The 26,312-nt window shown below is 67.9% G+C and carries 26 protein-coding genes and 1 pseudogene; 19 read left to right on the top strand and 8 right to left on the bottom strand.

Going from position 1 to position 26,312, the window contains the following annotated elements:
* Nucleotides 1-71: 71 nt before the first annotated feature.
* On the bottom strand, nt 72-908 hold the full coding sequence (locus tag BGO20_RS09155) for an alpha/beta fold hydrolase (protein WP_291661611.1): 837 nt from the start codon (nt 906-908) through the stop codon (nt 72-74).
* A gap of 342 nt (nt 909-1,250) precedes the next feature.
* Here BGO20_RS09155 and BGO20_RS09150 point away from each other — a divergent pair, with 342 nt between their 5' ends.
* Both BGO20_RS09150 and BGO20_RS09145 read left to right on the top strand, forming a co-directional pair.
* On the top strand, nt 1,251-1,679 hold the full coding sequence (locus BGO20_RS09150) for an Hsp20 family protein (RefSeq protein WP_291661609.1): 429 nt from the start codon (nt 1,251-1,253) through the stop codon (nt 1,677-1,679).
* A gap of 119 nt (nt 1,680-1,798) precedes the next feature.
* Nucleotides 1,799-2,065, top strand: coding sequence for a BQ00720 family protein (locus BGO20_RS09145; protein WP_291661608.1), 267 nt, complete (start codon nt 1,799-1,801; stop codon nt 2,063-2,065).
* A gap of 13 nt (nt 2,066-2,078) precedes the next feature.
* Here BGO20_RS09145 and BGO20_RS09140 read toward each other — a convergent pair whose 3' ends face one another.
* Complete coding sequence (locus BGO20_RS09140) at nt 2,079-2,846, bottom strand: alpha/beta hydrolase (protein WP_291661607.1); 768 nt, start codon at nt 2,844-2,846, stop codon at nt 2,079-2,081.
* A 108-nt stretch (nt 2,847-2,954) separates the two neighbouring features.
* Between BGO20_RS09140 and BGO20_RS09135 the strand changes: the two genes are divergently transcribed.
* Together BGO20_RS09135 and infC are read left to right on the top strand one after the other, a co-directional pair.
* Nucleotides 2,955-4,172: a glycosyltransferase family 4 protein gene (locus BGO20_RS09135; RefSeq protein WP_291661606.1), complete on the top strand. Its 1,218-nt coding sequence runs from the start codon at nt 2,955-2,957 to the stop codon at nt 4,170-4,172.
* Between the two features lie 117 nt (nt 4,173-4,289).
* A pseudogene (infC, locus tag BGO20_RS09130) lies at nt 4,290-4,832 on the top strand (translation initiation factor IF-3).
* Between the two features lie 116 nt (nt 4,833-4,948).
* On the opposite strand, the gene BGO20_RS09125 reads toward infC, so the two are convergent.
* On the bottom strand, nt 4,949-5,974 hold the full coding sequence (locus BGO20_RS09125) for an amino acid ABC transporter substrate-binding protein (protein ID WP_291661604.1): 1,026 nt from the start codon (nt 5,972-5,974) through the stop codon (nt 4,949-4,951).
* Between the two features lie 314 nt (nt 5,975-6,288).
* Between BGO20_RS09125 and rpmI the strand changes: the two genes are divergently transcribed.
* Nucleotides 6,289-6,489 carry a 50S ribosomal protein L35 gene (gene rpmI / locus BGO20_RS09120; protein ID WP_038361062.1) on the top strand — a complete coding sequence of 67 codons (201 nt, stop codon included), beginning with the start codon at nt 6,289-6,291 and terminating at the stop codon, nt 6,487-6,489.
* Nucleotides 6,490-6,517: 28 nt separating this feature from the next.
* Nucleotides 6,518-6,892, top strand: coding sequence for a 50S ribosomal protein L20 (gene rplT, locus BGO20_RS09115; RefSeq protein WP_291661602.1), 375 nt, complete (start codon nt 6,518-6,520; stop codon nt 6,890-6,892).
* Nucleotides 6,893-6,960: 68 nt separating this feature from the next.
* Here the strand turns inward: rplT and BGO20_RS09110 are convergent, their stop codons facing one another.
* The gene (locus tag BGO20_RS09110; protein WP_299857412.1) at nt 6,961-7,680 is read right to left on the bottom strand and encodes a class I SAM-dependent methyltransferase; all 720 of its coding nucleotides are present in this window, start codon (nt 7,678-7,680) and stop codon (nt 6,961-6,963) included.
* Between the two features lie 128 nt (nt 7,681-7,808).
* Nucleotides 7,809-8,570, bottom strand: a complete 762-nt coding sequence (locus tag BGO20_RS09105; protein ID WP_291661598.1) for an LOG family protein — start codon at nt 8,568-8,570, stop codon at nt 7,809-7,811.
* Between the two features lie 129 nt (nt 8,571-8,699).
* Between BGO20_RS09105 and pheS the strand changes: the two genes are divergently transcribed.
* From pheS to BGO20_RS09070, 7 genes are all read left to right on the top strand, one after another.
* Nucleotides 8,700-9,782 (top strand): phenylalanine--tRNA ligase subunit alpha, encoded by a 1,083-nt coding sequence (pheS, locus tag BGO20_RS09100; protein ID WP_291661597.1) that lies wholly within the window; start codon nt 8,700-8,702, stop codon nt 9,780-9,782.
* A gap of 28 nt (nt 9,783-9,810) precedes the next feature.
* Nucleotides 9,811-10,992, top strand: coding sequence for a ceramide glucosyltransferase (locus BGO20_RS09095; protein WP_291661596.1), 1,182 nt, complete (start codon nt 9,811-9,813; stop codon nt 10,990-10,992).
* A gap of 26 nt (nt 10,993-11,018) precedes the next feature.
* Nucleotides 11,019-13,442 carry a phenylalanine--tRNA ligase subunit beta gene (gene pheT, locus BGO20_RS09090; RefSeq protein ID WP_291661595.1) on the top strand — a complete coding sequence of 808 codons (2,424 nt, stop codon included), beginning with the start codon at nt 11,019-11,021 and terminating at the stop codon, nt 13,440-13,442.
* Nucleotides 13,443-13,601: 159 nt separating this feature from the next.
* On the top strand, nt 13,602-14,513 hold the full coding sequence (locus BGO20_RS09085) for an alpha/beta fold hydrolase (RefSeq protein WP_291661594.1): 912 nt from the start codon (nt 13,602-13,604) through the stop codon (nt 14,511-14,513).
* Nucleotides 14,510-15,589, top strand: coding sequence for a tartrate dehydrogenase (locus BGO20_RS09080; RefSeq protein WP_291661593.1), 1,080 nt, complete (start codon nt 14,510-14,512; stop codon nt 15,587-15,589). The genes BGO20_RS09085 and BGO20_RS09080 overlap by 4 nt, the downstream gene beginning before the upstream one ends.
* Nucleotides 15,590-15,675: 86 nt before the next feature.
* A complete protein-coding gene (locus tag BGO20_RS09075) occupies nt 15,676-16,380 on the top strand; it encodes a TerC family protein (RefSeq protein WP_291661592.1) in 705 nt (234 codons plus the stop codon).
* Between the two features lie 18 nt (nt 16,381-16,398).
* Entirely contained in the window at nt 16,399-17,139 is a 741-nt protein-coding gene (locus BGO20_RS09070; RefSeq protein WP_291661590.1) for a TerC family protein, read from the top strand.
* 3 nt (nt 17,140-17,142) lie between these two features.
* On the opposite strand, the gene BGO20_RS09065 is transcribed toward BGO20_RS09070, so the two are convergent.
* Nucleotides 17,143-17,757, bottom strand: coding sequence for a 4'-phosphopantetheinyl transferase family protein (locus BGO20_RS09065; RefSeq protein WP_291661589.1), 615 nt, complete (start codon nt 17,755-17,757; stop codon nt 17,143-17,145).
* Between the two features lie 167 nt (nt 17,758-17,924).
* Here BGO20_RS09065 and BGO20_RS09060 point away from each other — a divergent pair, with 167 nt between their 5' ends.
* From BGO20_RS09060 to BGO20_RS09045, 4 genes are all read left to right on the top strand, one after another.
* Entirely contained in the window at nt 17,925-18,662 is a 738-nt protein-coding gene (locus BGO20_RS09060) for an AzlC family ABC transporter permease (RefSeq protein WP_291661588.1), read from the top strand.
* Nucleotides 18,649-18,966 carry an AzlD family protein gene (locus BGO20_RS09055; RefSeq protein ID WP_291661587.1) on the top strand — a complete coding sequence of 106 codons (318 nt, stop codon included), beginning with the start codon at nt 18,649-18,651 and terminating at the stop codon, nt 18,964-18,966. The genes BGO20_RS09060 and BGO20_RS09055 overlap by 14 nt, the downstream gene beginning before the upstream one ends.
* Before the next feature lie 126 nt (nt 18,967-19,092).
* The gene (locus BGO20_RS09050; protein ID WP_291661585.1) at nt 19,093-19,965 is read left to right on the top strand and encodes a branched-chain amino acid aminotransferase; all 873 of its coding nucleotides are present in this window, start codon (nt 19,093-19,095) and stop codon (nt 19,963-19,965) included.
* Nucleotides 19,966-19,981: 16 nt separating this feature from the next.
* Nucleotides 19,982-20,959 carry an NAD(P)H-dependent flavin oxidoreductase gene (locus BGO20_RS09045; protein WP_291661583.1) on the top strand — a complete coding sequence of 326 codons (978 nt, stop codon included), beginning with the start codon at nt 19,982-19,984 and terminating at the stop codon, nt 20,957-20,959.
* Between the two features lie 4 nt (nt 20,960-20,963).
* On the opposite strand, the gene murJ is transcribed toward BGO20_RS09045, so the two are convergent.
* A complete protein-coding gene (murJ, locus tag BGO20_RS09040) occupies nt 20,964-22,490 on the bottom strand; it encodes a murein biosynthesis integral membrane protein MurJ (RefSeq protein ID WP_291661581.1) in 1,527 nt (508 codons plus the stop codon).
* Between the two features lie 6 nt (nt 22,491-22,496).
* Nucleotides 22,497-23,528 carry a glycosyltransferase family 2 protein gene (locus BGO20_RS09035; RefSeq protein WP_291661579.1) on the bottom strand — a complete coding sequence of 344 codons (1,032 nt, stop codon included), beginning with the start codon at nt 23,526-23,528 and terminating at the stop codon, nt 22,497-22,499.
* Between the two features lie 123 nt (nt 23,529-23,651).
* On the opposite strand from BGO20_RS09035, the gene BGO20_RS09030 reads away from it, so the two are divergent.
* Together BGO20_RS09030 and BGO20_RS09025 are read left to right on the top strand one after the other, a co-directional pair.
* Nucleotides 23,652-24,485, top strand: a complete 834-nt coding sequence (locus tag BGO20_RS09030; protein ID WP_291661578.1) for a ChbG/HpnK family deacetylase — start codon at nt 23,652-23,654, stop codon at nt 24,483-24,485.
* Between the two features lie 106 nt (nt 24,486-24,591).
* Nucleotides 24,592-26,277 carry a methyl-accepting chemotaxis protein gene (locus tag BGO20_RS09025; RefSeq protein ID WP_291661575.1) on the top strand — a complete coding sequence of 562 codons (1,686 nt, stop codon included), beginning with the start codon at nt 24,592-24,594 and terminating at the stop codon, nt 26,275-26,277.
* Nucleotides 26,278-26,312 lie beyond the last annotated feature (35 nt).

Here is a 26,312-nt window from a genome sequence, read left to right as displayed (position 1 = left end):
TTCCGGCGGGGAAGCCCCGGCAGAAGCAGGACGAATGCCGGGGCATCCGCCCTGCTGCCGTGCGGCCCGCCTCAACCCTTCGCGAAGGCGAGCAGGTCGGCGTTGAGCGTCTCGGCGTTGGTGGTCAGCATGCCGTGCGGATAGCCCGGATAGACCTTGAGCGTGCCGTTCTTCAGATGCTTGATCGATTCATGCGCGGAGGCGCCGATCGGCACGATCTGGTCGTCGTCGCCATGCAGGACGAGCGTCGGCACGGTGATGGCCTTGAGGTCGCCGGTCTGGTCGGTTTCCGAGAACGCCTTGATGCCGTCGTAATGGGCCTTGGCGCTGCCCATCATGCCCTGGCGCCACCAGTTCCAGATCACGCCCTGGTCGACCTTGGCGCCCGGCCGGTTGAAGCCGTAGAACGGGCCCGTCGGGACATCGAGGAAGAACTGGGCCCGGTTGTCGGCCAGTGCCTTGCGGAAACCGTCGAAGACCTCGATCGGCAGCCCGCCGGGGTTGGTCTCGGTCTTGACCATCAGCGGCGGCACGGCCGAGACCAGCACCGCCTTGGCGACACGGCCCTGGGGCTCGCCGAATTTCGCGACATAGCGGGCGACCTGGCCGCCGCCGGTCGAATGGCCGATATGGACGGAATTCCTGAGGTCGAGATGCTCGACCACGGCCGAGGCATCGGCGGCATAATGGTCCATGTCATGGCCGTCCCAGACCTGGGCCGAGCGGCCATGGCCACGCCGGTCGCTGGCGACGACGCGATACCCCTGGGCCAGGAAGAACAGCATCTGGGCGTCCCAGTCGTCGCTGCTCAGCGGCCAGCCGTGATGGAACATGATCGGCTGGGCGTCCTTCGGTCCCCAGTCCTTGTAGAAGATCTCGACGCCGTCCTTGGTGGTGACGAATGGCATGGCAATGGTCCTCCTGTGCAAGCGCGCCCAAGCGAAAATGATGCCGTCGGCGAGCAGGGCCGACATTGCAGAGTTTTGTGTCAGCTCGCTGGTCGTATCGAGCGAGACCCTAGCAGATCTTGGCCGGCGGTCACCGGCGTTCCGGAGGCCGCGTATCGTGGCGCCGGTCGGATGCGAATGGGGGCCGACCGGTGCGGCCGCCACGCTTCGCCGGCTCCTCTTGAAGCCGGGCGCGCGCTTCGCCATATGTCGGTCAAGCGGAAGGGTTCGCCTTCCGCCCGCGGGATGCTGCCAGCGGCGGGTCCCGATGGTTCGTGAGGCGCCTTTCGGGGGCTTCGGTTGATGACGCGTACGCCTAGCCTGTCCCATCCGTTCCTGCTCGGCTTCGACGATATCGAGCGCGCGCTGGATCGCGTCGCGAAAGGCGCGAGCGAGGGATATCCGCCCTACAATATCGAGCGGCTGCCCCGGACGGACGATGAGCCCGACCGCCTGCGCATCACCTTGGCGGTTGCGGGTTTCGCGCGCGAGCAGCTTGAGATCACGCTGGAAGAGAACCAGCTCACGATCCGTGGCCGCCAGAGCGACGACAAGAGCCGGCAGTTCCTGCATCGCGGCATCGCCGCGCGCCAGTTCCAGCGCAGTTTCCTGCTCGCCGACGGCATGCAGGTACTGGGAGCGGATCTGTCGAACGGCCTGCTCGCAATCGATCTGGTCCGACCGGAACCGGAGAGGCTCGTCAGGCGTATCGATATCATGAGCCGCGACTAGAGTGAGTAGAGGACGAGGGGTTCGTCCGGCTTTGAAGGATGCGTTCGCGGTTTACGCATCTGTTCATATTTGAAGGCGCAGTATCGAACCGCATTCGCACTGCTCTGAAGGAGGGCGCGATGAAACAGGACATGATTCTAACGCAGGACAGCCCGCTGACCCCCGCCGAATTCGCGGCGCTCGGTACCGGCGAGGTGGCCTATGTCAAGCCGATGACTTCGGACGAGCTGATGCGGATCTTCCCTCAGGCCCCGAAGATCGAATCCGGCCTCAACCTCTACACCCTGCTCTCGGCCGACGGCGCGCCGATCCTTGTGACCGACACCCGCGAGGCGGCCACGGCCAATGCCTGGGAGCACGACCTGAAAATGGTCAGCGTCCACTGACGCGGTCCGGAATTCAGGCGGCGGTCGCCACTGCGGCGACCGCCGCCTGCAATCGGGCGATGTCGGCAGGCGTCGACAGGCGATGATCGCCGTCCTTGACCAGTGTCAGGACCACCGGGTCGCCGCTGAGATGCTCCACCAGCTTGACCGCCTGCCGCCACGGCACGTCCGGGTCGCGCATCCCTTGCAGGATGTGCACGGGGCAGCCCGCCTTGATCTCGCTGCCGAACATCAGATGCCGGCGGCCGTCCTCGATCAGGGCGCGGGTGATCGGCGTCGGATCCGGCGAATACTCGGACGGGCGCAGCCACACGCCTTCTTGCTGGATCGTCCGGCGGATCGCGTCGGGCATCTGCGCCCACATCAGTTCTTCGGAGAAGTCGACGGCCGGTGCGATCAGGACGAGCCCTGCCGGCTGCAGCGGCGAGCCAAGAAGCTTGCGCGCGGCCAGCAAGGCGATCCAGCCCCCCATCGAGGAGCCAACCAGGATCGGCCGCCGCCTGCACTGGCTTTCGATCACGGCTAGCGCGTCGCCGAGCCAGTCGGAGAGGGTGAAATCGCCGAAATTGCCCTCGCTCTCGCCGTGGCCGCCATAGTCGAAGCGCAGATAGGGGCGGCCGTGGTCCCGGGCCCAGTCCGCCAGCGCCTCGGCCTTGGTCGCGCGCATGTCGGAACGGAAACCGCCTAGCCAGACCACCGGCGCGCCATCGCCCTCCTGCGTCAGGAAGGCGAGGCGGCGGCCCTGGCCGATCTCGAGCCATTGCGGGGGCTGGCGCTCCAAGGCAAATCTCCTGTGACGAATCCGGGGAGCCGCGGCGAATAGGGGCTGCGGCAACGATCCGATAGGGGCATATTCGCCCGGCCGAACGAAAGTCCAGACCAAGAGCGCATGTCCTTCAAGCCGGGTGCCCATCTTTCACTGCCTTCGACCGAAACCCACCCGCTCGCCGGGCGCACGATCCTGCAGATCATTCCGGAGCTGGAAGCGGGCGGGGCGGAGCGCACGGCGGTCGACATCGCCAGGGGCCTGACCGATGCCGGCGCGCGGGCGCTGGTCGCCACCGAGGGCGGACGCCTCGTCGCCGAGCTGCAGGCCAAGGGCGGGGTCTGGCTGCCGTTCCCTGCCGCTTCGAAGAATCCGGTCGCGATGGCGCTCAACGTGCGCAAGCTCGTCATGCTCTGCCGCGAGGAGGAGGTCGAGCTGATCCATGCCCGTTCGCGCGCGCCGGCCTGGGTGGCGCTCGCCGCCGCGAAGATCCTCAAGCTGCCTTTCGTCACCACCTATCACGGCTCCTACAACAGCCGTTCGGCGGTGAAGACGCTGTACAACTCCGTGATGGCGCGCGGCGACATCGTCATCGCCAACTCGGCCTATACGGCCGGGCTCATCCTCGCGAAGCACCCGATGGCGCGCGACAAGGTGCGGGTGGTCAACCGCGGCACCAATTTCTCGGCCTTCGCCCCGGCTGCGGTGGGCGCCGAGCGGGTTCAGGCGCTGCGCAAGGCCTGGGGCGTCGAGCCGCACCAGCGCATCGTGCTGCTGCCCGGCCGGCTGACTGGCTGGAAGGGCCAGCGCGTGCTGATCGAGGCGGCCCGCATCATGCGGGATGCCGGCGACACGGATACCGCCTTCATCCTCGCCGGCGACGCACAGGGACGCGACGGCTATGTCAAGGAGCTCGACGCGCTGATCGCCAAGGCAGGGCTGGAAGGCCGCGTCAAGCGCGTCGGCCATTGCAGCGACATGCCGGCGGCGATGCTCTCCGCTGCGGTCGTGGCGGTACCCTCGACCGATCCGGAGGCCTTCGGCCGCGTCGCGGTCGAGGCGCAGGCGATGGGCACGCCGGTTGTGGTGTCGGATCTCGGCGCCGTGCCCGAAACCGTGCTCGCCCCGCCGCAGGTGCCGGCCGGCGAACGCACCGGCTGGCGCATCCCGCCTGCCGATCCGGCGGCTTTGGCGGCCGGCCTGCGCGAGGCGCTGGAGCTGCGCCCATCGGCCCGCGAGGCCCTGGCGCGCCGGGCGCGTGTGCATGTCGAGAGGCATTTCTCGCTGGAGGCGATGGTCGCCGAAACTCTCGACGTCTATTGCGCGTTGCTCGAAGGCTGACCCGTCTCCGCCGTCGCGGATGGCTGCCGCAGCGGCGTCATGCATTGACAACGCGCATCATTGTGCAATGTGTCTGAATCGACGGCGCGAGCCGCGCCAAATACAGGAGAATACCCCATTCGTCGTCCGTACCGTGCCGCCCCCACCCCGACCAAGGAAGGTCCTCGCTCGAACCGCGACATCCGCGGCGTTCGCGAGGTGCAGCTGATTGATGATACCGGCGCCAACCGTGGCGTGGTGTCCTTCTTCGACGCGCTGAAGATCGCCGAGGACGCCGGCCTCGACCTTGTCGAGATCGCGCCGAACTCCGTTCCGCCCGTCTGCAAGATCCTTGATTACGGCCGCTTCCGCTTCCTTGAGCAGAAGAAGGCTGCCGAGGCGCGCAAGAAGCAGCGCACCATCGAGATCAAGGAGATCAAGCTCCGCCCCGGCATCGACAAGCACGATTACGACGTGAAGATGAAGGCCATGTGAGGCTTCTTCGAGGAAGGCGACAAGGTGAAGGTCACCCTGCGCTTCCGCGGCCGCGAGATGGCGCATCAGGATCTCGGCGTGAAGGTGCTGGAGCGCGTCAAGGCCGATCTCGTCGAGATCGCCAAGGTCGAGAGCGACTGGCAGCTCGAAGGCCGCCAGATGGTCATGGTGCTCGCGCCGCGCTGAGGCGCGAGCTGTCCTCGCGATCGCGTTGCGATCGAGAAAAAGGGCGCCGCTGGCGCCCTTTTTCGTGTCGGAGATGCTTTGCGACCGGCCGCCCTCGGTAGCCGGTCGCGCCGCGCTCAGCGGATCGGCGGGCCGTATTGCAGGCCACCCTGCGTCCACAGCTTGTTGACGCCGCGCGGCAGCGGGTTGCTGCTCTTCGCGCCGAAATGACGCTCGAAGCTCTCGCCGTAATTGCCGACCGCCTTGATGATGCGCACGACCCAGTCGTTGGTCAGCCCGAGCGACTCGCCGAACTTGCCCTCGGCGCCGAGCATGCGCCGGACTTCCGGGTTCTGCGAGGTCTTGGCCAGCTCCTCGACATTGGCCTGGGTCACGCCGAGCTCCTCGGCATTGATCGTGGCGATCACCGTCCAGCGCACCAGGTCGAACCAGGCGTCGTCACCCTTGCGGACCCAGGGGCCGAGCGGCTCCTTGGAGATGACCTCTTGCAGCAGCACATGCTCGCTCGGGTCCTTCAGCTTGCCGCGCGTGCCGGCGAGCGAGGACAGGTCGGTGGTATAGGCGTCGCAGCGTCCCGCCTCATAGGCCTGCACCGTGTCCTCCAGCGTCCCGAAGGCGACCGTCTCGAACTTGATGCCGTGGGTGCGGCCGTAATCGGCGAGGTTGAGCTCGGTCGTGGTCCCCTGCGCGACGCAGATCGAGGCGCCGTTGAGGTCCTTGACCGTGTTCACGCCGAGCTTCTTGCGGACCATGAAGCCCTGGCCGTCGTAGTAGTTGACGAAGGTGAAGCTGACGCCCTGCCCGATGTCGCGGCCGAGCGACCAGGTCGTGGTGCGCGACAGCACGTCGATCTCGCCGGCCTGCAGGGCGACGAGGCGGTTCTTGCTCGACAGGGGCAGGTAGGTGGCCTTGTCCGGGTCGTTGAAGATCGCGGCTGACAGCGCACGGCAGACATCGGTGTCGAAGCCGTGCCAGACGCCGTTCTTGTCCTGCAGCGAGAAACCGGGCACGCCCTCGCTGGTGCCGCAGATGATGTGGCCGCGGGCCTTGATCTTGTCGAGCGTCGACTGGGCGAGCGAGGGGGTGGCGGCGGCGGCCGTCAGGGCCAGGCCGGCGGCCAGGCTGATGAGGAGGCGTTTCATGATCGATCTCCGGATGGCGGGACAGCGGCAGATGGTCCGGCTCTGTGAAGGGCGTATGAAGGTGTTATAGTAAGCCGACGAAATATCGGCTCCTACGCTCAACCGCTCGCCCGCCCTTGCGTCAAGCCCTGACCTTGGCCTGTGTGGTGTCCGGAGGTTCCGCTTGCCAAGCGGACGCATTTCTGCGATAGGCGCGGCCTTCGATCGCCCGGCTGATAAGGGCTGCCGTGGCGATCGTGCTTTGCTTCCTGAAAGCAAGACATTGGCTTCAGCCGCCGCGAGGCGCGCTGGCCTTATGACCGATAGGAGCTGAAATGCCCAAGATGAAGACCAAATCGGCCGCCAAGAAGCGGTTCAAGATCACCGGTACCGGCAAGGTGCTCTACGCCCAGGCCGGCAAGCGTCACGGGATGATCAAGCGGACCAACAAGCAGATCCGCAATCACCGCGGCACCACCACCCTCTTCGAGGGCGATGCGGCCAACGTGAAGAAGTACTTCCTCCCCAACGGCTGACGCCACCTGACACACCGGAGATCATGACATGGCTCGCGTGAAACGGGGCGTGACGTCCCACGCCAAGCACAAGAAGACGTTCAAGGCCGCCAAGGGCTTCTACGGCCGCCGCAAGAATACGATCCGCGCCGCCAAGGCGGCCGTCGATCGCTCGATGCAGTTCGCCTATCGCGACCGCAAGAACAAGAAGCGCTCGTTCCGCGCTCTGTGGATCCAGCGCCTCAACGCCGCGGTGCGCGAGCACGGCCTGACCTATTCGGTCTTCATCGGCGGCCTGATCAAGTCGGGCATCGAGCTCGACCGCAAGACCCTGTCGGCCATGGCCATCGACGATGCGGCCTCGTTCGCCGCGGTCGTCGAGACGGTCAAGGGCGTGCTGGGCGCCGAGGCCAAGGCCGCCTGAGCGGTTCTGCGGCATGGAATTTGGAAAAGGCCGGCAGCGATGCCGGCCTTTTTCGTTTCGACGCAGCCTCAGCCCTGATATCGGGCCAGGCAGGCGCCCCAGAACAGGCTCGAGAAAAACCAGGTCGGCGGCCCGAAGCCGGCGCGATCCAGGAGCGCGGCGACTTCGCTTTCCGACGCCGGCGGATCGGCACCCTGCAGGATCTTGCCGCGCTTGGCTTCGACCTCGGCGGGGCTTGCTCCCTGCATGCGCCAGCGCTCGGCCCAGGCCGCCATCAGCAGCGGCTGCGCATCATAGGCGAAGCGGTTCCCCGCGACGATCAGCGGCGCGCCACGCTTGAGCCTGGCGGCGATGGCGGCGAGCATGGCGCTCTTGGCTTCGGCGCCGGGCAGATGGTGCAGGACGCCGATCAGGGTCGCGGCATCGAACGCCCGATCCGCGGGCAGATCCTCGACATAGCCGATATGGAGTTCGGCTCGCCCGATCAATCCGAGCTCGTTCAGGCGCCCGGCCGTAACGTCCATCATCTGGGGCGACGGGTCTACGGCGACGAAGGTCCAGCCCGGTTCGAGGGACGCTGCGCTGACGATCTCCTGGCCGCCGCCGCCGGCCCCTACGGCCAGCATGCGGGCCGCCTGGCCCGTGCCCAGCGCGGCAGCGAGCATGCAGGCCGAAAGCTCATGGCAGGCGTCGTAACCCGCCAGCGCGATCCGGCTCTGGACGAGGTACTCGCCGGCACGCCCGGCGTCGAATTTGGCGACCGAAGGTGGCGTTGAGCCCGTCGACATCATGCTGGCAGCTCGGCAATGCGGAAAGCACATCAAGGTTCTGTCGATCTTCTGTCGCTGCCGGCATGCCGGCAAGCCCGCCGGCACGATGGCGCGACCGCGCGCGGCTCATGGGGCTGAAACATCCCTTATGTTTGCACGCTTCCGTTCCCTGGTGGGTTCCAGCCTTCGCCCGCGCCGTGGACGATGCAGTCATAGGCCTGTTCCGGCGTGTCGGCATAGGAAAACAGCTTCAGGTCCTCCGGGCGGATGAAGCCCGCCTCCGTCATCGTGTCGAGGTGGAGCAGCCCCTTCCAATAGGACGAGTCGAACAGCACGATCGGCACCGGCCGCATCTTGCCCGTCTGAACCAGCGTCATGATCTCGAACAGCTCGTCCAGCGTGCCGAACCCGCCGGGGAAGACCACCAGCGCGGCTGCCCGCATCGCCAGGTGCATCTTGCGCATCGCGAAATAGTGGAAGCGGAAGGTCAGGTCCGGGGTCGACCAGGCATTGGGCTCCTGCTCGTGCGGCAGGGTGATGTTGAAGCCGATCGAGAGCGCGCCGGCCTCGATGGCGCCGCGGTTGGCCGCTTCCATGATGCCGGGACCGCCGCCGGTCGCGATGACGTGATGGCGTCCGGCCTCGCCGTCACGCAGCGCCCCGCCGCGCTCCGAGGCGATGCGGGCGAACTGCCGCGCCGCCTCGTACCAGCGATTGCCTTCGCGCACCCTGGCCGAGCCGAAGACGACGATGGTCGAGACGACGCCGCGCGCCCTGAGGTGATCCTCGGCCTTCTGGTACTCCAGCATAAAGCGGGCGCCGCGCGTCGAATCGCCGAGGATGAAGTCGGGGTCGAGGGCGGCGAGGCGATAGGAGGGGGATTCCTTCTGGGCGGTATTGTCTGGCATGAAGCTGCATCCTGCTGCGGCATGGGCGGGCGCCGCCCGAATGCGACGCGCTGCTTCGCTCTGGCATATGCCGGCCGTTCCCGCTAGAACGCGCCCGATCCCACGCCTTCAAACGCTTGCGACCTGTTCATGACCGATATCGCCGCCCTGGAACGCGACACCCTTGCCGCGATCGCCGCCGCTGCCGACGAGGCCGCCGTCGAGGATGTGCGCATCGCTGCGCTCGGCAAGTCGGGCTCGGTCTCGGCGCTGCTGAAGACGCTCGGCGGCATGACACCGGATGAGCGCAAGGAGAAGGGGCCGCAGATCAACGGCCTGCGTGATCGCGTGCAAACTGCGATCGCAGCCCGCAAGGAGGCGCTGGGCGAGGCGGCGCTCGAGGCGCGGCTCGCTTCCGAGCGTCTCGACGTCTCGCTGCCGGTGCAGGACGGCCCGGAGGCGCGCGGCCGCATCCACCCGATCAGCCAGGTCATCGACGAGATCACCGCGATCTTCGGCGACATGGGTTTCGCCATCGCCGAAGGGCCGGATGTCGAGACCGACGACCTCAACTTCACCAAGCTGAACTTCCCCGTAGGCCATCCCGCCCGCGAGATGCACGACACCTTCTTCTTCGCGCCGGACGAGAACGGCGAGCGCAAGCTGCTGCGCACCCACACCTCGCCGGTGCAGGTCCGCACCATGCTGGCGCAGCAGCCGCCGATCCGCGTGATCTGCCCGGGCCGGACCTATCGCAACGATTCCGACCAGACCCACACCCCGATGTTCCATCAGGTCGAGGGGCTGGTCATCGACAAGTCCGCCAATCTCGGTCACCTGAAGTGGATCCTCGAGGAGTTCTGCAAGTCCTTCTTCGAGATCGACGACGTGAAGATGCGCTTCCGCCCGTCCTTCTTCCCCTTCACCGAGCCGTCGATGGAGGTCGACATCCAGTGCTCGCGCAAGGGCGGCGAGATCCGCTTCGGCGAGGGCGACGACTGGCTCGAAATCCTCGGCTGCGGCATGGTGCATCCGAACGTGCTGCGCAATTGCGGGCTCGACCCGGATGTCTACCAGGGCTTCGCCTGGGGTATGGGCATCGACCGCATCGCCATGCTGAAATACGGCATGCCGGATCTGCGTCCCTTCTTCGAGGCCGATGTGCGCTGGCTCAGCCATTACGGCTTCCGCCCACTCGATCTCCCGACCCTGACGGGTGGCCTTTCCTCATGACGGCGTCGGCCGGGCGGGGGAGGGCGCGATGACGCCTGCGGGCTGGGCGGCGGCGATTGCCGTGCTGCTGGTCGTGATGAACCTGGCGAGCCAGGCCATCGCGCTCTGGCGGCTGCGCCGGCCCCTGCAGCGCTCGGCCCTGCTCGCGGAACTGCCGCCCGTGACCATCGTCCGGCCGGTGCGCGGCATCGAGGCCTTCAGCCGCGAGACAGCGGTTTCGGGCCTGGAGCTCGACTATCCCCGCTACACCACGATTTTCTGCGTCGCCGACGGCGAGGACCCGATCGTGCCGCTGATCGAGGAGTTGATCGGGCTGTATGGCGCCGACAAGGTCAGCCTGCTGATCGGCGACGTCTCCGTCAGCGCGAATCCGAAGCTCAACAATTGCGTGCGCGGCTGGGAGGCGGCGGCGACCGACTGGGTCATTCTCGCCGATTCCAACGTGCTGATGCCGAAGGACTATATCCAGCGCATGCTCGCGGCCTGGCGGCCGGGAAGCGGGCTCGTCTGCTCGACGCCCGCGGGCTCGCGGCCGCAGACTTTCGGCGCCGAGGTCGAATGCGCCTTCCTGAATCCCTTCCAGGCGCGCTGGCAATATGCCGGAGAGGCGCTGGGGTTCGGCTTCGCGCAGGGCAAGTCGATGCTCTGGAACAAGCCGTTCCTCGATGCCAATGGCGGCATCGCGGCACTCGGCGCCGAGATCGCCGAGGATGCGGCCGCGACGAAGCTCGTGCGCGGCGCCGGCAGGCATGTCCATCTCGTGGGCCAGCCCTTCGAGCAACCGCTGGGCGCGCGCCGTCTGGCCGACGCGGTGCAGCGCCAGTTCCGCTGGGCGAGGCTGAGGCGCGTCACCTTCCTGCCCTTCTTTGCGCTGGAGATCCTGGCCGCGCCGCTGCTGCCGGCCGTGCTGGCCATAGGGGGAGCCGCTTCGCTCGGCCTGCCGGTCTGGCTGGCGCCGCTGCTCGTCCTGGCGATCTGGTATGCCGGCGACATCGTGCTCTCCGCGGCTGCCGGCTGGTTCGTCAACTGGCGCTCGCCGCTCGCCATGCTGATCCGCGACGTCGCCTTCCCCGGCATCTGGGCCTATGCCTTCATCGGCGGCGAGGTGAGCTGGCGCGGCAACGCCATGACGATCCGCACCGACGGGACCAACGAACTCAACCAGGCGGCGCCGGCGCTTTCGGCGGCGCGCGCCAAGATTTCCGACTGATCCGGCAAAGCTGATCCGATACGACGATGAAATTCACGACATCCTGGCTCAAAGAGCACCTCGATACCGACGCTTCCGTTGCCGAGATCGCCGAGACCCTGACCCGCATCGGCCTCGAGGTCGAGGCGATCGAGGACCGTGCGGCTGCGCTCGCCGCCTTCACCATCGCCTATGTCATCGAGGCGAAGCAGCACCCCAACGCCGACCGCCTGCGCGTCTGCATGGTCGATACCGGCGCCGGCGAGCCGGTGCAGGTCGTCTGCGGCGCGCCGAATGCGCGCACCGGCATGAAGGGCGTGTTCTCGCCGCCGGGCAGCTACATCCCCGGCAAGAAGATCACGCTCGGCAAGGGCGTGATCCGCGGTGTCGAATCCAACGGCATGCTGGTCTCGGAAGCCGAGCTCGAGCTCTCCGAGGATCATGACGGCATCATCGAGCTGCCGGCCGATGCGCCGGTCGGCCAGCCCTATGCGACCTATGCCGGGCTCGATGACGCTGTGATCGAGATCGCCGTGACGCCGAACCGGGCCGATGCGCTCGGCGTCGCCGGCATCGCCCGCGACCTCGCCGCCGCCGGCCTCGGCAAGCTGAAGAATGCGCCGATCCAGCCGATCAGCGGCTCCTTCCCGTGCCCGGTGAAGGTCACGTTCGATCTCGCTGGTGACGACAAGAAGCTCTGCCCGGCCTTCGCGTTGCGCCTCGTGCGCGGCGTCAAGAACGGTCCCTCGCCGGACTGGCTGCAAGCGCGCCTGCGCGCCGTCGGCCTGCGCCCGATCAACGCGCTGGTCGACATCACCAATTTCATGACGCTCGACCGCAACCGGCCGCTGCATGTCTTCGACGCGGCCAAGGTCCAGGGCAACCTCACGGTGCGCCGCGCGAAGGAAGGTGAGACCATCCTCGCGCTCGACGGCAAGACCTATGCGCTGACCGATGAGCAGGTCGTGATCGCCGACGAGCACGGCGTCGAGTCGCTCGCCGGCATCATGGGCGGCGAGGCCTCCGGCAGCAGCGAGACCACCACCGACGTGCTGATCGAGAGCGCGCTCTGGGACCCGCTGAACATTGCCCGTTCGGGCCGCGCTCTCGGCATCAATTCGGATGCGCGCTATCGCTTCGAGCGCGGCGTCGATCCCGATTTCGCGCGCCCCGGCCTGGACCTGGCCACCGCGATGGTCATCGAGCTCTGCGGCGGCGAAGCCTCCGAGATGGAATTCGTCGGCGACCTGCCGGAGAGCCCGGCCGCGATCGATTTCCCCTGGTCCGAGGTCGAGCGCCTGACCGGGCTGGATCTGCCGCAGGCCGAGATGAAGCAGGCGCTCACCTCGCTCGGCTTCGACGTCTCGGGCGAGGGCGAGCGGGTCACGGTCGCGCCGCCGTCCTGGCGTGCCGATGTCGGAGGCAAGGCCGACCTCGTCGAGGAGATCGTCCGCATCGCCGGGCTCGACCGTGTCGCTTCGACGCCGCTGCCGCGCATCAAGGGCGAGGTCGTCAAGCCGGTGCTGACCGTGCTGCAGAAGCGCACCCGCACCGCCAAGCGCACGCTCGCGGCGCGCGGGCTCGTCGAGGCCGTGACATGGTCCTTCATCTCGCATGATCAGGCGAAGCTCTTCGGCGGCGGCTCGCCCAAGCTCGCGCTGGCCAACCCCATCGCGGCCGACCTGTCCGACATGCGCCCTTCGCTGCTGCCGGGGCTGATCCGCGCCGCGCAGGGCAATGCCGATCGCGGCTTCCCGGATGTGGCGCTGTTCGAGGTCGGCCAGATCTTCCTCAGCGACGAGCCGGAAGGCCAGCTCGTCGCCGCGACCGGCCTGCGCCGCGGCACCGCTCGTCTCGAGGGCACCGGCCGTCACTGGGACGGCGGGGCTAACAATGTCGATATCTTCGATGCCAAGGCCGATGTGCTCGGCCTGCTCTCCGCTCTCGGCGTTCCGACGGGCGGCCTGCAGGTCGTCGCGGGCGGCCCAGCCTGGGCCCATCCCGGCCGCTCGGCGACGCTGCAATTCGGCCCCAAGGGCGTGATCGGCGCCTTCGGCGAGGTCCACCCCAAGATCCTCAAGGCTCTGGACGCGAAGGGACCGCTGGTCGCCTTCGAGATCCATCTCGATGCGCTGCCGTTGCCCAAGGCCAAGCCGACCAAGGTCAAGGCCAAGCTTGTGCTGTCCGACTTCCAGCCTGTCACGCGCGATTTCGCCTTCATCGTCGACAAGGCGGTGGCAGCCGGCGACATGATGAAGACGGCGCAGGGCACCGACCGCGCGCTCATCGCCAACGTCGGCGTCTTCGATCTCTATGAGGGCGCGGGCGTCGAGGCCGGCAAGAAGTCGGTCGCGCTCGCCGTGACCCTACAGCCGGTCGAGAAGACCCTGACCGAGGCGGAAATCGAGGCTGTCGGAGCCAAGATCGTCGCCGAGATGGCCAAGCGCTACGGCGCGACGCTCCGGGGCTGACGGCATCACCGGAATTCCGCAGCCGGTGCTGGGTGCCGGCTGCGGAACGATGCTGTCCTCGGCCGCCTCACCATTGATCAGGATTATGTAATAATCCGCGGCAGAAATCCCGGCGCGTTCGGGGTATCGGCTCCCGCATTGTTGCAGAATTCTGGCCTGATGAGTCTGACCGAACTCCCCGTCACCGACAATCTGTTCCCCGGGTTTCGTCTGCTCGACGTGGCGACGCCGGGCGCGCGCATCCGCGTGCGCGTCGGCGGCGAGGGGCCGCCGCTCCTGCTGCTGCACGGCTATCCGCAGACCCATGTGCTCTGGCACAAGGTCGCGGCACGGCTGAAGGACCGCTTCACGCTCGTCTGCGCCGATCTGCGTGGCTATGGCGACAGCGACAAGCCGAAGGGTGAGGCGGATCACGCCAACTACGCCAAGCGCGCCATGGCTCTGGACATGGCCGAGGTGATGACGGCGCTCGGCCATGAGCGCTTCTGTGTCGGCGCGCATGACCGCGGCGCCCGTGTCGCGCATCGCCTCGCGCTCGACCATCCCGGCCGCGTCATCCGCCTTGCGACGCTCGACATCGCGCCGACCCGTGAGATGTATGCCAACACCACCGACGCCTTCGCCCGCGCCTACTGGCACTGGTTCTTCCTGATCCAGCCCTCGCCCTTCCCGGAGCGGATGATCGGCGCGGATCCGGCGGCCTTCTGGCGCAAGAAATGCGGCTCCGGCTCGGCCGGGATGACGCCTTTCGTTCCCGAGGCGCTCATCCACTACCTGCGCTGCTTCGCCGATCCCGCGACGATCCATGGCAGCTGCGAGGATTATCGCGCCGCCGCGACCATCGATATCCGCCACGATGACGAGGATGGCGGCCGCAAGCTGACTCAGCCGCTGCTGGCGCTCTGGGGCGCCAACGGCATCATCGGCAAGTGCTTCGACCCTCTGGCCTTGTGGCGCGAGCGTGCGCAGGATGTGCGCGGCCATGCCCTGCCGGGCGGCCATTATCTCGCGGAAGAGGTCCCCGACCTCGTTGCCGCGGAATTCGGATCTTTCTTCGGAGAAGCCGCATGAGCGGGACCAATCGCGTCTATCGGATCGCCGTCATACCGGGTGACGGCATCGGCAAGGAAGTCATGCCCGAGGGGCTGCGCGTGCTCGAGGCCGCCTCGAAGAAATACGGCTTCGAACTGCGCCTCGACGCGTTCGACTTCTCCTCCTGTGACTACTACGCCAAGCACGGCAAGATGCTGCCGGACGACTGGAAGGAGACCATCGGCGGCCATGACGCGATCTATTTCGGCGCCGTCGGCATGCCCCAGCAGGTGCCGGACCATATCTCGCTCTGGGGCTCGCTGCTGCTGTTCCGGCGCGAGTTCGATCAATATGTCAACCTGCGCCCCGTGCGCCTGATGCCGGGCGTGCCCGGCCCGCTCGCCAATCGCAAGCCCGGCGATATCGACTTCTTCGTCGTCCGCGAGAACACCGAGGGCGAATATTCCTCGGTCGGCGGGCGCATGTATGCCGGCACCGAGCGCGAGATCGTCATCCAGGAGACGGTCATGAGCCGCGTCGGTGTCGACCGCGTGCTGAAATACGCCTTCGAACTGGCGCAGCGCCGCCCGCGCAAGAAGCTGACCTCCGCAACCAAGTCCAACGGCATCTCGATCACCATGCCGTACTGGGACGAGCGGGTGAAGGAGATGGCCAGGCACTACCCGGACGTCGCCGTCGACCAGTACCATATCGACATCCTGACCGCGCATTTCGTGCTGAACCCTGACCGCTTCGACGTGGTCGTGGCTTCCAATCTCTTCGGCGACATCCTCTCCGATCTCGGTCCGGCCTGTACCGGCACCATCGGCATCGCGCCGTCGGGCAACATCAACCCGACCGGCGACCATCCCTCGCTGTTCGAGCCGGTCCATGGCTCGGCGCCGGACATCGCGGGCCAGGGCATCGCCAACCCGGTCGGAATGATCTGGTCCGGCGCGATGATGCTGGATCATCTCGGGGAGCACGAGGCCGCCAAGGGCATCGAGGCGGCGATCGAGCGAGCGCTGGGCGATGCCCGCACCCGCACGCGCGATCTCGGTGGCACGCTCGGCACCGAAGCCGCGGGCAAGGCCGTCGCGCAGGCGCTGGATTGAACAGGCGCGGTACCGGTGCGGCCTCGGCCGCGCCGATCGTTGAATGGCCGCAGGCGGCCGGGGGCTGACGAGGAAAGTCGCGCAATATGGATCTGACAACGTTTTCGCTGAGCGACCCGCTGATCTGGGGCAAACTCTTCGAAATCATCCTGCTGAACGTCATCCTCTCGGGCGACAACGCGGTGGTGATCGCGCTGGCCTGCCGGGCGCTCGCGCCGGAGCAGCGCACCAAGGGGATCGCGCTCGGCGCTGCCGTGGCCGTAGTGCTGCGGATCGCCTTCACGGTGGTGATCGCGTCGCTGCTGAGCATGCCGTTTCTGCGCGTTGTCGGCGCCGGCCTGCTGGTCTGGATCGCGGTGAAGCTGCTGGTGGAGGAAGAGGGGCAGGACGAGGATTCGATCGCTGCGAGCAGCAAGCTCTGGAAGGCGGTGCAGACGGTCGCGATCGCGGACATCGTGATGAGCCTCGACAATGTGCTCGCCATCGCCGGCGTGGCGCGCGATTCGATGGCGCTCCTGATTGCGGGCCTCGTCATCTCGATTCCGCTGATCGTGGTCGGCGCCTCGCTGATCACCAACCTTCTCACCCGCTTCCCGATTCTGGTCTGGGCGGGCGCGGGCCTGCTCGGCTGGGTCGCTGGGGAGATGCTCGACAGCGATCCCTGGCTGATCGGCCGCTTCGGAGCCGAACTGCTGCACCGGCTCGAATATCCCGCCGCCATCCTGGGCGCGTTGCTGGTGCTCGGGCTGGGCTACCTCATCAAGTCACGCCGGCCGGACCCGGCCCTCTGAAAAGGGACTGACCGACACATGGATTTCTCGTCCTCGACCTTCTGGATCTCGCTGCTGCAGATCATCTGGATCGACCTGCTGCTCTCCGGCGACAACGCCGTCGTCATCGCGCTGGCGTGCCGGTCGCTGCCCGAGAACCGCAAGAAGCTGGGCATCTGGCTGGGCGCGGGTGCTGCGGTGGGGTTGCGCATCATCTTCGCGCTCGTCGTCACCTACCTGCTCGGCGTGCCCTATCTGAAGGTGATCGGCGGCGTCCTGCTGTTCTGGATCGCGATCAAGCTCGCGGTGGGCGAGGAGGAAACGCACGGCAACATCGAGGCCAGCACCAGCCTGTGGAAGGCGGTTCGCACCATCGCCATCGCCGATGCGGTGATGAGCCTCGACAACGTCATCGCGATCGCGGCCGCAGCCCGCGGCCATGCCGAGCTGTTCATCTTCGGCCTGCTGCTGTCGATTCCGCTCATCATCATGGGCGCGCAGCTTCTCACCTCGATCATCGAGCGCTTCCCGCTGCTGGTCTGGATCGGCGCGGCGCTGCTCGGCTGGATCGCGGCGGAGATGATGCTGGGCGACGTTGCGGTGCTGCAATGGCTGCAGGCCAACTGGCCGAGCTGGGTCAAGGCGGTGCCGGTCGAGACCAATCCGATCGGTCTTGGCCCTGCCGACCTGCCGCACTATGCGGCGGCGGCGATCGGCGCGGCCTTCGTCTGTGTCGCCGGCTATGTCCTCAAGCGCAGGCCCGCCGACCAGCCGGGCTGAAGCTCAGGTGTCATCGAGAACGATCGCGGCGGCGGCCAGGGTTTCCCGGCCGCCGTTTTCGATGGTGCGCAGCCATCCTTGCACGGCGGTGGAGCGCGACGGATCCGCGACGCGAAAGGCCGCCCCCGAGAGGAGCGTGACCGCGAAGCTCTCCGGCGGCCGGGCAAAGCCCGTTCCCAGTGCCTTCACATAGGCCTCCTTCGCCGCCCACAACCGTGCGAAGGCGAGCGGCCTGTGCTCCGGGGCGATCGCCTGCAGCGCCCGCCATTCGTCGCCATGCAGCATCGCTCGCGGGATGGCCCCGTCCGGCTCGGCGCGCTCGATATCGATGCCCACCGGGCGCTCCGCCAGTGCGACGGCGACGGCTCCCGCGCGCGTCGCGAGCGAGAGGTGCAGGCCGCTTGTGCCGGGCCCGGTCGGCCATGGCCGTCCCGCCTCGTCGTGGGCGACGGCGATCTCGGCCTCCGAGCAGCCGAGTTGACGCGCCAGGATGGTGCAGGCGGTCCGGCGCCGCATCTGCGAGCGCTCCGGAAGGCTGCGTGGTTGCTGCGGGGTCTGCACCAGCCAGGCGGCAGGAAGGCCGGGCGCGATCGCCGCGATGGACTGGAGCCAGTGCATGCTTCCAGATGACCGCATCCGGTCGAAAAGCAAAGAGAGCTTGCCGGAAAAGCCGGTGCCGTCGAGAGCCACCGTACCGACCGCTGGAATCCGCCTTGCATGAAACACATGCGTGGGCGCGGCCGGCATGCGTTGACCGCGTCGCGTCTTCGGCCTTTGGAAGGACCATGCCGTTGCCCCAGGACGCCGAAACGCCAACCGCCGCCAGCGCCGCGCCGCTGACGCTGCAGGGCATGCTGCTCGGCGTGCGCAAGGTTTCGGTGCTGATGCCGGGCATCGTCGTCTTCGCCGTCGCCTTCGGTGCTGCCGCGGCGGCGAAGGGAATGAGCCTCGCCCAGACGCTGATGATGAGCGCCTTCGTCTATGGCGGCGTCTCGCAACTCGTGGCCATGGAGCTGTGGCGCCCGGAATGGAGTTGGGGTGCCATCGCTGGCCTGGCCGTGGTCACGGCGACGGTCAACGCCCGGATGATCCTGCAGGGCGCCTCGCTCCAGCCCTGGTTCGCGCGCTATCCCAAGGCGATCAACGCCTTCCACCTCTTCTTCTTCACCGACGCCAACTGGCTGATCGGGACGCGCTATCGCTCCGAAGGCGGGCGCGATCTCGGCGTCCTGGTCGGGGCGGGGTTGGCCTTGTGGATCGTCTGGATCGTCGCCACTGTGCCCGGCCACATGCTGGGGGCGCTGGTCGCCGATCCACGCCGCTACGGCATCGACCTCGTCATGCCGATCTTCTTCGCCGCCATGATCGTGCCGCTCTGGCGCGGCTCGCGCGGGCTCGTCCCCTGGGTGGTGGCCGGTTGCGTCGCGCTCCTGACCGCGAAGCTCGTCGATGGATACGCCTTCATCATCACCGGCTCGCTTGCCGGCGCCGTCACGGGAGCCTTCCGCGATGACGCTGCCTGATCCCGGCGCCTGGGGCGCCGTTCTTGCAATCGGCGCCATGGCGGTCGCAACCTATCTCTGCCGCCTCGCCGGCGTCGTGCTGATGAGCTTCGTGCCGCTGACGCCGCATGTCCGGCGCGGCCTTGCCGCGCTGCCCGGCTCGATTGTGGTGGCGACGGTTCTCCCCCTGATCGAGCGGCTCGGCCTGGCGGCCGCCGTGGCGCTGCTCGCCGCCGTGGGCGCGATGTTCGTCACCCGCAGCGAGCTCGTCGCGCTGCTGACCGGCATGGCGATGATCTCGGCGGCGCGGCTCCTCGGATTCTGATCCATCAGCCTGTCCGATGGCTTCCATCACATCCCGTCATCGCGCCATGCGCCGCTTGCTGTTGACGGCGCCTGGCGGCGGGAGGACGGTGCAAATCAGCAAAATCGACTGAAGCGGAGCGCCTCCATGGCATGGTATTCTCAAACCTGGACCTGGTTCGATGGAGCCTGGCACGAGGGCAATCCCGGGCTTGTCGGCCCCCGCAGCCACGCGCTTTGGCAGGCTTCCTCGGTCTTCGACGGTGGCCGCTACTTCGATGGTGTCGCCCCCGACATCGACCTGCACGCCGCCCGCGTGAACCGCTCGGCCGCCGCGCTCGGCCTCAAGGCCACGGTCACGCCGGAATTCATCGTCGAGAAGATGTATGAGGGCGTGAAGAAGTTCGCGCCAGGCACCGCGATCTACGTCAAACCGATGTATTGGGGCGAGGCCGACGGCCCGTCCACGATCATGCCCGATCCGGACTCCACGCAGTTCGCCCTGTGCCTCTTCGAGGCGGCGATGCCGCAGCCCTCGAACGGCTTCTCGGTGACCAAGGGTCTCTATCGCCGTCCGACCTACGAGACAGCTCCGACCGATTCCAAGGCCGGCTGCCTCTATCCGAACAATGCCCGCATCCTGAAGGCCGCCAAGGCCGCCGGCTTCGACAACGCGTTGGTGCTCGACATGCTCGGCCATGTCGCCGAGACGGGGACCTCCAACGTCTTCCTCGCCAAGGACGGCGTGGTGAAGACGCCTGTGCCGAACGGCACCTTCCTGAACGGCATCACGCGCCAGCGTGTCATCAAGCTGCTGCGCGACAGCGGCGTCACCGTCGAGGAATGCAGCCTGCGCTACGAGGAGTTCGAGAAGGCCGATGAGATCTTCATCTCCGGCAACTATTCGAAGTGCATGCCGGTGACCCGCATCGACGACCGCACGCTGCAGCCCGGCCCGCTCTTCCGCAAGGCCCGCGAGCTCTACATGGACTTCGCCCACACCAAGGCCAAGGCCGCCTGAGGCCGGGGAAGCGGCCATGGCGCGCCTCGCCACGCGGCTGACAGAGCGGCTCGGCATCACCCATCCGATCCTGTCGGCGCCGATGGCGCTGGCGGGCGGCGGGGCGCTGGCGGCCGCCGTGACGCGGGCGGGCGGCCTGGGGCTGATCGGCGGCGGCTATGGCGACGCCGATTGGCTGGAGCAGCAATTCACCGCTGCCGGCAACACGCAGGTCGGCTGCGGCTTCATCACCTGGTCGATGGCGAGGAAGCCCGAGCTCCTGACGCAGGCGCTGGCGCATGAGCCCTCAGCGCTGATGCTGTCCTTCGCCGACCCGCGGCCCTTCGCCGCCGAGATCGCGGCTGCCGGCGTGCCGTTGATCTGCCAGTGCCAGACGCTTGACCATGTCCGCCAGGCGTTCGAGGCCGGCGCCGCGATCATCGTCGCGCAGGGCACGGAGGCCGGCGGCCACGGCGCCAGCCGCGCGACATTGCCCTTCGTGCCGGAAGCAGCCGACCTCATCGCCCGAGAAAGCCCCGCTACGCTGTTGCTCGCCGCTGGTGGCATCGCCGACGGGCGCGGGCTCGCTGCCGCCCTGATGCTCGGCGCCGATGGCGTGCTCATCGGCACCCGGTTCTGGGCGAGCCGGGAGGCGCTGGTGCATGAGCGCCACCATGCTGCCGCAGTCGCCGCGACCGGCGACGGGACGGTGCGTTCCTCGCTGCCCGACATCGCCCGCCAGCTCGACTGGCCGAAGCCTTTCGACATCCGCGTCGCGAACAACGCCTTCATCGCCGCATGGGCCGGGCGGGAGCAGGATCTCAAGGCTGCCATCGCCGCCGAGGCACCGGCCTATCGCGAGGCCTTCACGGCCGGAGATCCCGAAAAGGCAGCCGTGATCTTCGGCGAGGCGGCGGGGCTGATCGCCGATATCCCGTCCGCCGGCGAGATCGTCGAGCGTATGGTGAGCGAGGCCGTGGCGCAGCTCGACGGGGCCAGGCGCTTCCTCGCCTGAGGCTTCAGCGCAACAGCCGGAACAAGCCCGTCGCCTTGAGGCCGATGCCGGCCAATCCCGCATAGATCACGCCGGCCGCCGTCGAAATCGCAAGCACGCCCATGAGCAGCGGCTGGAAGGACAGGCCGGCTGTCAGACGCAGGGCGAGCGGCGCGAACCACCAGGCGAACAGCCCGGCAGCGAGGGCTGCCATGCCGACCAGGGCAAAGAAGCCCGGCAGTCGCGGATCAGGCGTGGTCCAGCCGCGCTTCAGGCCGAGAACGAAGAGTGTCGCCAGGTTGATCCAGGCGCCTGCTGCGGTCGCCAGTGCCAGGCCGGGCGCGCCCCAGTCGCGCCAGAGCAGGAGCTTGAGCGCCAGGTTGCAGGCGATGGCGCCGAGCGAGACCAGCATCGGCGTCGTCGTGTCGCCGCGCGCCTGGAAGGCGGAGATCTGCGAGCGCATCATCACGATGGCGGGCAAGCCGAGCGCATAGGCGAAGAGCACGGTGCCGGAGGCGAGGCTGGCCTCGGCATCGAACGCGCCGCGCTGGAACAGCCCAGCGACGATCAGCTCCGGCATCGCGATGAAGGCGGCGACGAAGGGAGCGCTGGCGACGAAGGCGATGGCGAGAGCCCGGTTCTGGGCTCGGTTGGCGGCGCCTTCATCGCCGCGCGCGATCGCGCGGCTCATGGCCGACAGCGCGACCGTGCCGACCGCGATGCCGATCAGCCCGATCGGGAGCTGGTAGAGCCGCTCGGCATAGTACAGTGCGGAATACGCGCCGCGCGGCAGGAGCGAGGCGATGATCGTGTCGGCGAAGATCGCGATCTGAACGCCGGCCGAGCCGATCACCGCCGGCCCGAAAGCCTTGAGGAAACGGCGCACGCCCGCGTCCATATGCGGCCGCACCAGCCTGCTGGAGACCCGCGCGCGCCGCGCGGCTGCGTAGAGCAGGAGCCATTGCGCCAGCCCCGAAAGCGCGACGCCCCAGGCGGCCGCGTAGGCCGCGCTCGGGAACAGGAAGGAGACGGAGAGCGCCGCCATCATGCCGACATTCAGCAGGATGGGCGCGGCCGCGAAGGCCGCGAAACGATCGACGGCGTTCAGCGTCGCCCCGAGGAAGGTGACCATCGTGACGAAGAGGAGGTAGGGAAAGGTGATCCGCGTCAGGTTGACCGCGAGCGCGAAGACCGCCGGGTCCTCCCTGAAGCCGGGAGCGAGCAGCGTCACCAGCCAGGGCATCAGCGGAAGCGCCAATGCCAGCAGGACGAGCTGGATGGCGAACAGCACGGTAAACAGCCGGTCGGCGAAGAGATTGGCCGCCTGCTGGCCCTCCTTCTCGGCGATATGGGCATAGGCCGGCACATAGGCCTGGTTGAAGGCGCCCTCGCCGAAGATCGCGCGGAAATGATTCGGCAGGCGCAGGGCCACCGAGAAGGCGTCCATCGTCGCGCCCGCACCGAGCACGGCAGCGAGCATGATATCGCGCGCGAAGCCGGTGAGGCGCGAGATCAGCGTATAACCGCCGACCGACAGGATGTTTCTGAGCATGAAGGCCTAGCGGATGAGCGGCGGCAGGGCGTCGCCGCGCGGATGGTCGACAGTGCGCGCCTCGAAGCCGACGCGCTCGCCGATGAGATAGAGCGGCCGGCGCTTCACCTCGGCGAAGATGCGCCCGACATATTCGCCGATCATGCCGAGCGAGACGAGCTGGATGCCGGAGAAGAACATGATCGACACGATCAGCGAGGGGAAGCCGGGCAGGTCGGTGCCGTAGAACAGCGTGCGGATCAGGAAGTAGAAGGCCGTCAGCGTCGCGACGAAGGCGATGATCGCTCCCGACCAGGTCGCGATCTTCAACGGGACCGTCGAGAACGAGGACAGCCCGTCGAAGGCGAAGGAAAACAGCTTGCGATAGCGGAATTTCGACTGCCCGTGCTCGCGCTCCGCCACCTCGAACGGGACGCCGATCGAGCGGAACCCGACCCAGGCGTAGAGCCCCTTCGAGAAGCGGGCCCGCTCGGGCAGGGCGCGCAGCGCGTCGACGGCCTTGCGGTCGAGCAGGCGGAAATCGCCCGCTCCCTCCGGCAGGTCGGTTTCGCCGAACTGCGAGAAGATGCGGTAGAAGGCCTTGGCGAAGTTGCGCTTCAGCCGCGTCTCGCCGGTGCGGTCGGTGCGCTGGCCGTAGACGTTGAGAAAGCCCTCGTGCCATTTCTCGAGGAAGGCGGGGATCACCTCGGGCGGGTGCTGCAGATCGGCATCCATGATCACCACCGCGTCGCCGAAGGCATGGTCGAGCCCGGCGGCGATCGCGATCTCCTTGCCGAAGTTGCGGCTGAACGAGACGGCGCTGATTCGCGGGTCGGCGGCGTTGAGCTCGCGGATGGTCTGAAGGGTGGCGTCGCGGCTGCCGTCGTCGACGAAGACGATTTCCCAGGAGGAGACGGCCCGGGCCAGCACGGACCGCAGCCGCTCGACGAGCGGCCGCAGGTTCTCGGCCTCGTTATGCACGGGCACGACGACGGAAAGCTCCGGCCAGCGGGAGGCCCGGGGCGCGCGCTGAGCCGGTTGGGACGCGATGTCCGACACGAAGGACCTCTCGAAAGGCGTCCGCCGACAGGGTGACGCGCGACGCACAGAACCGTAAAGCTTGCCGGCCGACAAGCCCGCCGCGTCACGATGTCCGCGGCCAAACGAGGGACAGCGACGAGCATGCCGACCGGCTTCGTCCTTTGCGCCGACGATTTCGCCATCACGGCGGGGGTCAGCCGCTCGATCCTCGAGCTTCTCGGGCGTGGAAAGCTCAGCGCGACCGGGGCGATGACCAGCCGGCCGCATTGGCGCGGCCTGGCCCGGGAACTCGGCGCCTTCGCGGAGACCGCCGATCTCGGGCTGCATTTCAACCTGACCTGCGCCGCCCCGCTCGGTGCCATGCCGCGCCTGGCGCCGGGCGGCGAGCTTCCGGCGCTTGGCATCGTCGCGCGCGCTGCCGTGCTCGCGCCGGCGGTGCGCCGCGAGATCGCCGCCGAGTTTCGCCGCCAGCTCGACGCGTTCGAGGAGGCGCTGGGCCGGCCTCCGGATTTCGTCGACGGACACCAGCACGTGCATGTGCTGCCGGGGGTGAGGCGCGCGGTGCTCGACGGCCTGGCGCGGCGCTACCCGGCCGGCTCGGTCTATGTCCGCGATCCCGCCGACCGGGTGTCCGCGATCCGCGCACGCGGCGTCGCTGTCGGCAAGGCCTTGGTCATTGCCGGCCTTGCAAGCGGCTTCCGGACGGCTGCCCTGCGCCGGGAGCTGCGCGTCAATCGCGGCTTCGCCGGGGTGGCCCCGTTCGATCCGGCGCGCGATTTCGCGGCCGACCTCGCGCGCTTCCTGGTGTGTCCCGGGCCGGCGCATCTGGTGATGTGCCATCCGGGTTTCGTCGATGACGAACTGGAGCGCCTCGACCCGGTTGTCGCCACCCGGCCCGTCGAGCATGCGGCGATCGCAGCCTTCGTGCCGCCGTCCGATCTGCCCTTGCGTCGCCTGAGCCAGCTCGGGGTCTAGAAGCGCCGCCACTGCAAGCGATTTGTTTACCCGGCTCGGGCAATGCTTTCCCGGTGGTGGGGCGTCGTTCTTCGGGATTGCGCCGAGTACGAGGGGCAGTCGCTCGATGGCATGGTTGATGCGGGCGGCCGAGGCGGCTGACGACAAGCAGACGACAAGCCGGATGAAGGGCCCCAGCTCGCTCAGCCGGCAGATCGCCTTGGCGGCCGTGATCATCGTCGCCGCCGCGATCATCTTCGTCGTGATGGCCGTGGCGCGCTACAACGACACGCGCACCCGCGCTGATCTCGACCAGAAGGCGACGGCGCTGACCCTGATGGTGGCGAATGCCGCCCCGTCGCCGATCCTTTCGCGCGACAACCTGATCCTGGGCAACATTCTCGAATCGCTGCGTCGCGACCCGGATTTCGACGCCGCCATCGTCGCCGACGACCTCGTCTCCCTCGCCTCGGCGGGGCGGACGGAAGAGGCGCGGCTGGCGCTGACGCCGCGCGGCCTGACTGCGGCCATCGGCGAGGAGCCCTGGACCAGGCTGCAGACCGGCGGTCCGATCGAGATCGAGGATGCGACGAGCATCACCAAGATCCAGCCGGTGCGCGTCTCCAGCAAGCAGATCGGCTATGTCGCGGCCCGCTTCGACAAGACCCGGCTGATCGCGCGCGCAGCCTGGGAGCAATTCGTCATCATCGGCCTCGGCCTGGCGGTTCTCGTCGTGCTCGGGCCGCTGCTCTGGATATCGCTGTCGCGCACGATGCGGCCGCTGCGGGGCATGACCAACGCCATCGTCAGCATTTCGGACGGCAATCTCGAGACCCCGATCGACGCGCTCGAGCGCCGCGACGAGATCGGCGCCATCGCGCGCGCGCTCGGTGTCCTGAAGATCAGGCTTGCCGAGCGCGCGGCTCTCGAAGAGAAGCAGAACCTGTCCGAAAGCGAGCGCCGGATCCGCCAGCAGAACGTCGACGGCGCCATCGCGATGTTCCGCACCGAGGTCGGCCTGGCGCTCGAAGCCTTCAAGAACAATGCCGACCAGATGCAGGAGGCCTCGGGCGGCCTCGCTCGCGTGGCGGCGGAATCCTCCGAGCGTGCCGCGCGCGCCGCCCACAACGCCCATGACGCGTCCGGCAACGTCGAGAGCGCAGCGCAGGCGGCGGAGGAGATGGGCGCGGCGATCCGCGAGGTCGAGTTCCAGGTCCGGCGCGTCCGCACCGAAATCGTCGAGGCCGCCTCGGCCTCGCGCGATACGGCGGGGTCGGTCCGCGAACTGGACGACACGGCCCGCGCCATCGGGGAAGTGGTCAACCTCATCCGCGACATCGCCGCGCAGACCAATCTTCTGGCTCTGAACGCCACCATCGAGGCGGCGCGCGCCGGCGAGGCCGGCCGCGGCTTTGCCGTCGTCGCCTCCGAGGTCAAGTCGCTGGCGGCGCAGACGGCGGATGCGACGGACCGCATCGTCTCGCAGGTCGCCGCCATCCAGGGCGCGACGGGGCAGGTTGTCGGCGCGATCCAGAACATCGCGGAACGGATGAACGCGATCGAAACCTTCGCCAATTCGGTCGCGGTGTCGATCGAGCAGCAGGCTCTCGCGACGGGCGAGATCGCCAGCGGCGTCGCCATGGCGAGCTCATCGGCGCTGTCGGTCTCGAGCGATCTCAGTGTCCTGGCTGACAGCGTCGAGGAGACCGGCCGCTCGGCGGAGCAGGTTCGCAGCGCCGCAGGCGAGGTGGCCGCGCAGGCGCAAAGGCTGGATTCGACCGTGGACCAGTTCCTGCGCAGCGTCGCGGCCTGAAGCGGCACGCATCAGCACAAAAAACGGGGCCGCGA

The sequence above is a fragment of the Allobosea sp. 67-29 genome (assembly GCF_001898115.1).
Lineage (GTDB): Bacteria > Pseudomonadota > Alphaproteobacteria > Rhizobiales > Beijerinckiaceae > Allobosea.
Note: the sequence above shows the minus strand (reverse complement) of the source record. Positions and strands in the feature narration are given on the sequence as shown.

Excerpts from the sequence above, each read along its gene's own strand:
- BGO20_RS09155 (WP_291661611.1), bottom strand. The coding sequence starts at position 908 with ATGCCATTCGTCACCACCAAGGACGGCGTCGAGATCTTCTACAAGGAC.
- BGO20_RS09150 (WP_291661609.1), top strand. The coding sequence starts at position 1,251 with ATGACGCGTACGCCTAGCCTGTCCCATCCGTTCCTGCTCGGCTTCGAC.
- BGO20_RS09145 (WP_291661608.1), top strand. The coding sequence starts at position 1,799 with ATGAAACAGGACATGATTCTAACGCAGGACAGCCCGCTGACCCCCGCC.
- BGO20_RS09135 (WP_291661606.1), top strand. The coding sequence starts at position 2,955 with ATGTCCTTCAAGCCGGGTGCCCATCTTTCACTGCCTTCGACCGAAACC.
- BGO20_RS09125 (WP_291661604.1), bottom strand. The coding sequence starts at position 5,974 with ATGAAACGCCTCCTCATCAGCCTGGCCGCCGGCCTGGCCCTGACGGCC.
- rpmI (WP_038361062.1), top strand. The coding sequence starts at position 6,289 with ATGCCCAAGATGAAGACCAAATCGGCCGCCAAGAAGCGGTTCAAGATC.
- rplT (WP_291661602.1), top strand. The coding sequence starts at position 6,518 with ATGGCTCGCGTGAAACGGGGCGTGACGTCCCACGCCAAGCACAAGAAG.
- BGO20_RS09110 (WP_299857412.1), bottom strand. The coding sequence starts at position 7,680 with ATGTCGACGGGCTCAACGCCACCTTCGGTCGCCAAATTCGACGCCGGG.
- BGO20_RS09105 (WP_291661598.1), bottom strand. The coding sequence starts at position 8,570 with ATGCCAGACAATACCGCCCAGAAGGAATCCCCCTCCTATCGCCTCGCC.
- pheS (WP_291661597.1), top strand. The coding sequence starts at position 8,700 with ATGACCGATATCGCCGCCCTGGAACGCGACACCCTTGCCGCGATCGCC.
- BGO20_RS09095 (WP_291661596.1), top strand. The coding sequence starts at position 9,811 with ATGACGCCTGCGGGCTGGGCGGCGGCGATTGCCGTGCTGCTGGTCGTG.
- pheT (WP_291661595.1), top strand. The coding sequence starts at position 11,019 with ATGAAATTCACGACATCCTGGCTCAAAGAGCACCTCGATACCGACGCT.
- BGO20_RS09085 (WP_291661594.1), top strand. The coding sequence starts at position 13,602 with ATGAGTCTGACCGAACTCCCCGTCACCGACAATCTGTTCCCCGGGTTT.
- BGO20_RS09080 (WP_291661593.1), top strand. The coding sequence starts at position 14,510 with ATGAGCGGGACCAATCGCGTCTATCGGATCGCCGTCATACCGGGTGAC.
- BGO20_RS09075 (WP_291661592.1), top strand. The coding sequence starts at position 15,676 with ATGGATCTGACAACGTTTTCGCTGAGCGACCCGCTGATCTGGGGCAAA.
- BGO20_RS09070 (WP_291661590.1), top strand. The coding sequence starts at position 16,399 with ATGGATTTCTCGTCCTCGACCTTCTGGATCTCGCTGCTGCAGATCATC.
- BGO20_RS09065 (WP_291661589.1), bottom strand. The coding sequence starts at position 17,757 with ATGCACTGGCTCCAGTCCATCGCGGCGATCGCGCCCGGCCTTCCTGCC.
- BGO20_RS09060 (WP_291661588.1), top strand. The coding sequence starts at position 17,925 with ATGCCGTTGCCCCAGGACGCCGAAACGCCAACCGCCGCCAGCGCCGCG.
- BGO20_RS09055 (WP_291661587.1), top strand. The coding sequence starts at position 18,649 with ATGACGCTGCCTGATCCCGGCGCCTGGGGCGCCGTTCTTGCAATCGGC.
- BGO20_RS09050 (WP_291661585.1), top strand. The coding sequence starts at position 19,093 with ATGGCATGGTATTCTCAAACCTGGACCTGGTTCGATGGAGCCTGGCAC.
- BGO20_RS09045 (WP_291661583.1), top strand. The coding sequence starts at position 19,982 with ATGGCGCGCCTCGCCACGCGGCTGACAGAGCGGCTCGGCATCACCCAT.
- murJ (WP_291661581.1), bottom strand. The coding sequence starts at position 22,490 with ATGCTCAGAAACATCCTGTCGGTCGGCGGTTATACGCTGATCTCGCGC.
- BGO20_RS09030 (WP_291661578.1), top strand. The coding sequence starts at position 23,652 with ATGCCGACCGGCTTCGTCCTTTGCGCCGACGATTTCGCCATCACGGCG.
- BGO20_RS09025 (WP_291661575.1), top strand. The coding sequence starts at position 24,592 with ATGGCATGGTTGATGCGGGCGGCCGAGGCGGCTGACGACAAGCAGACG.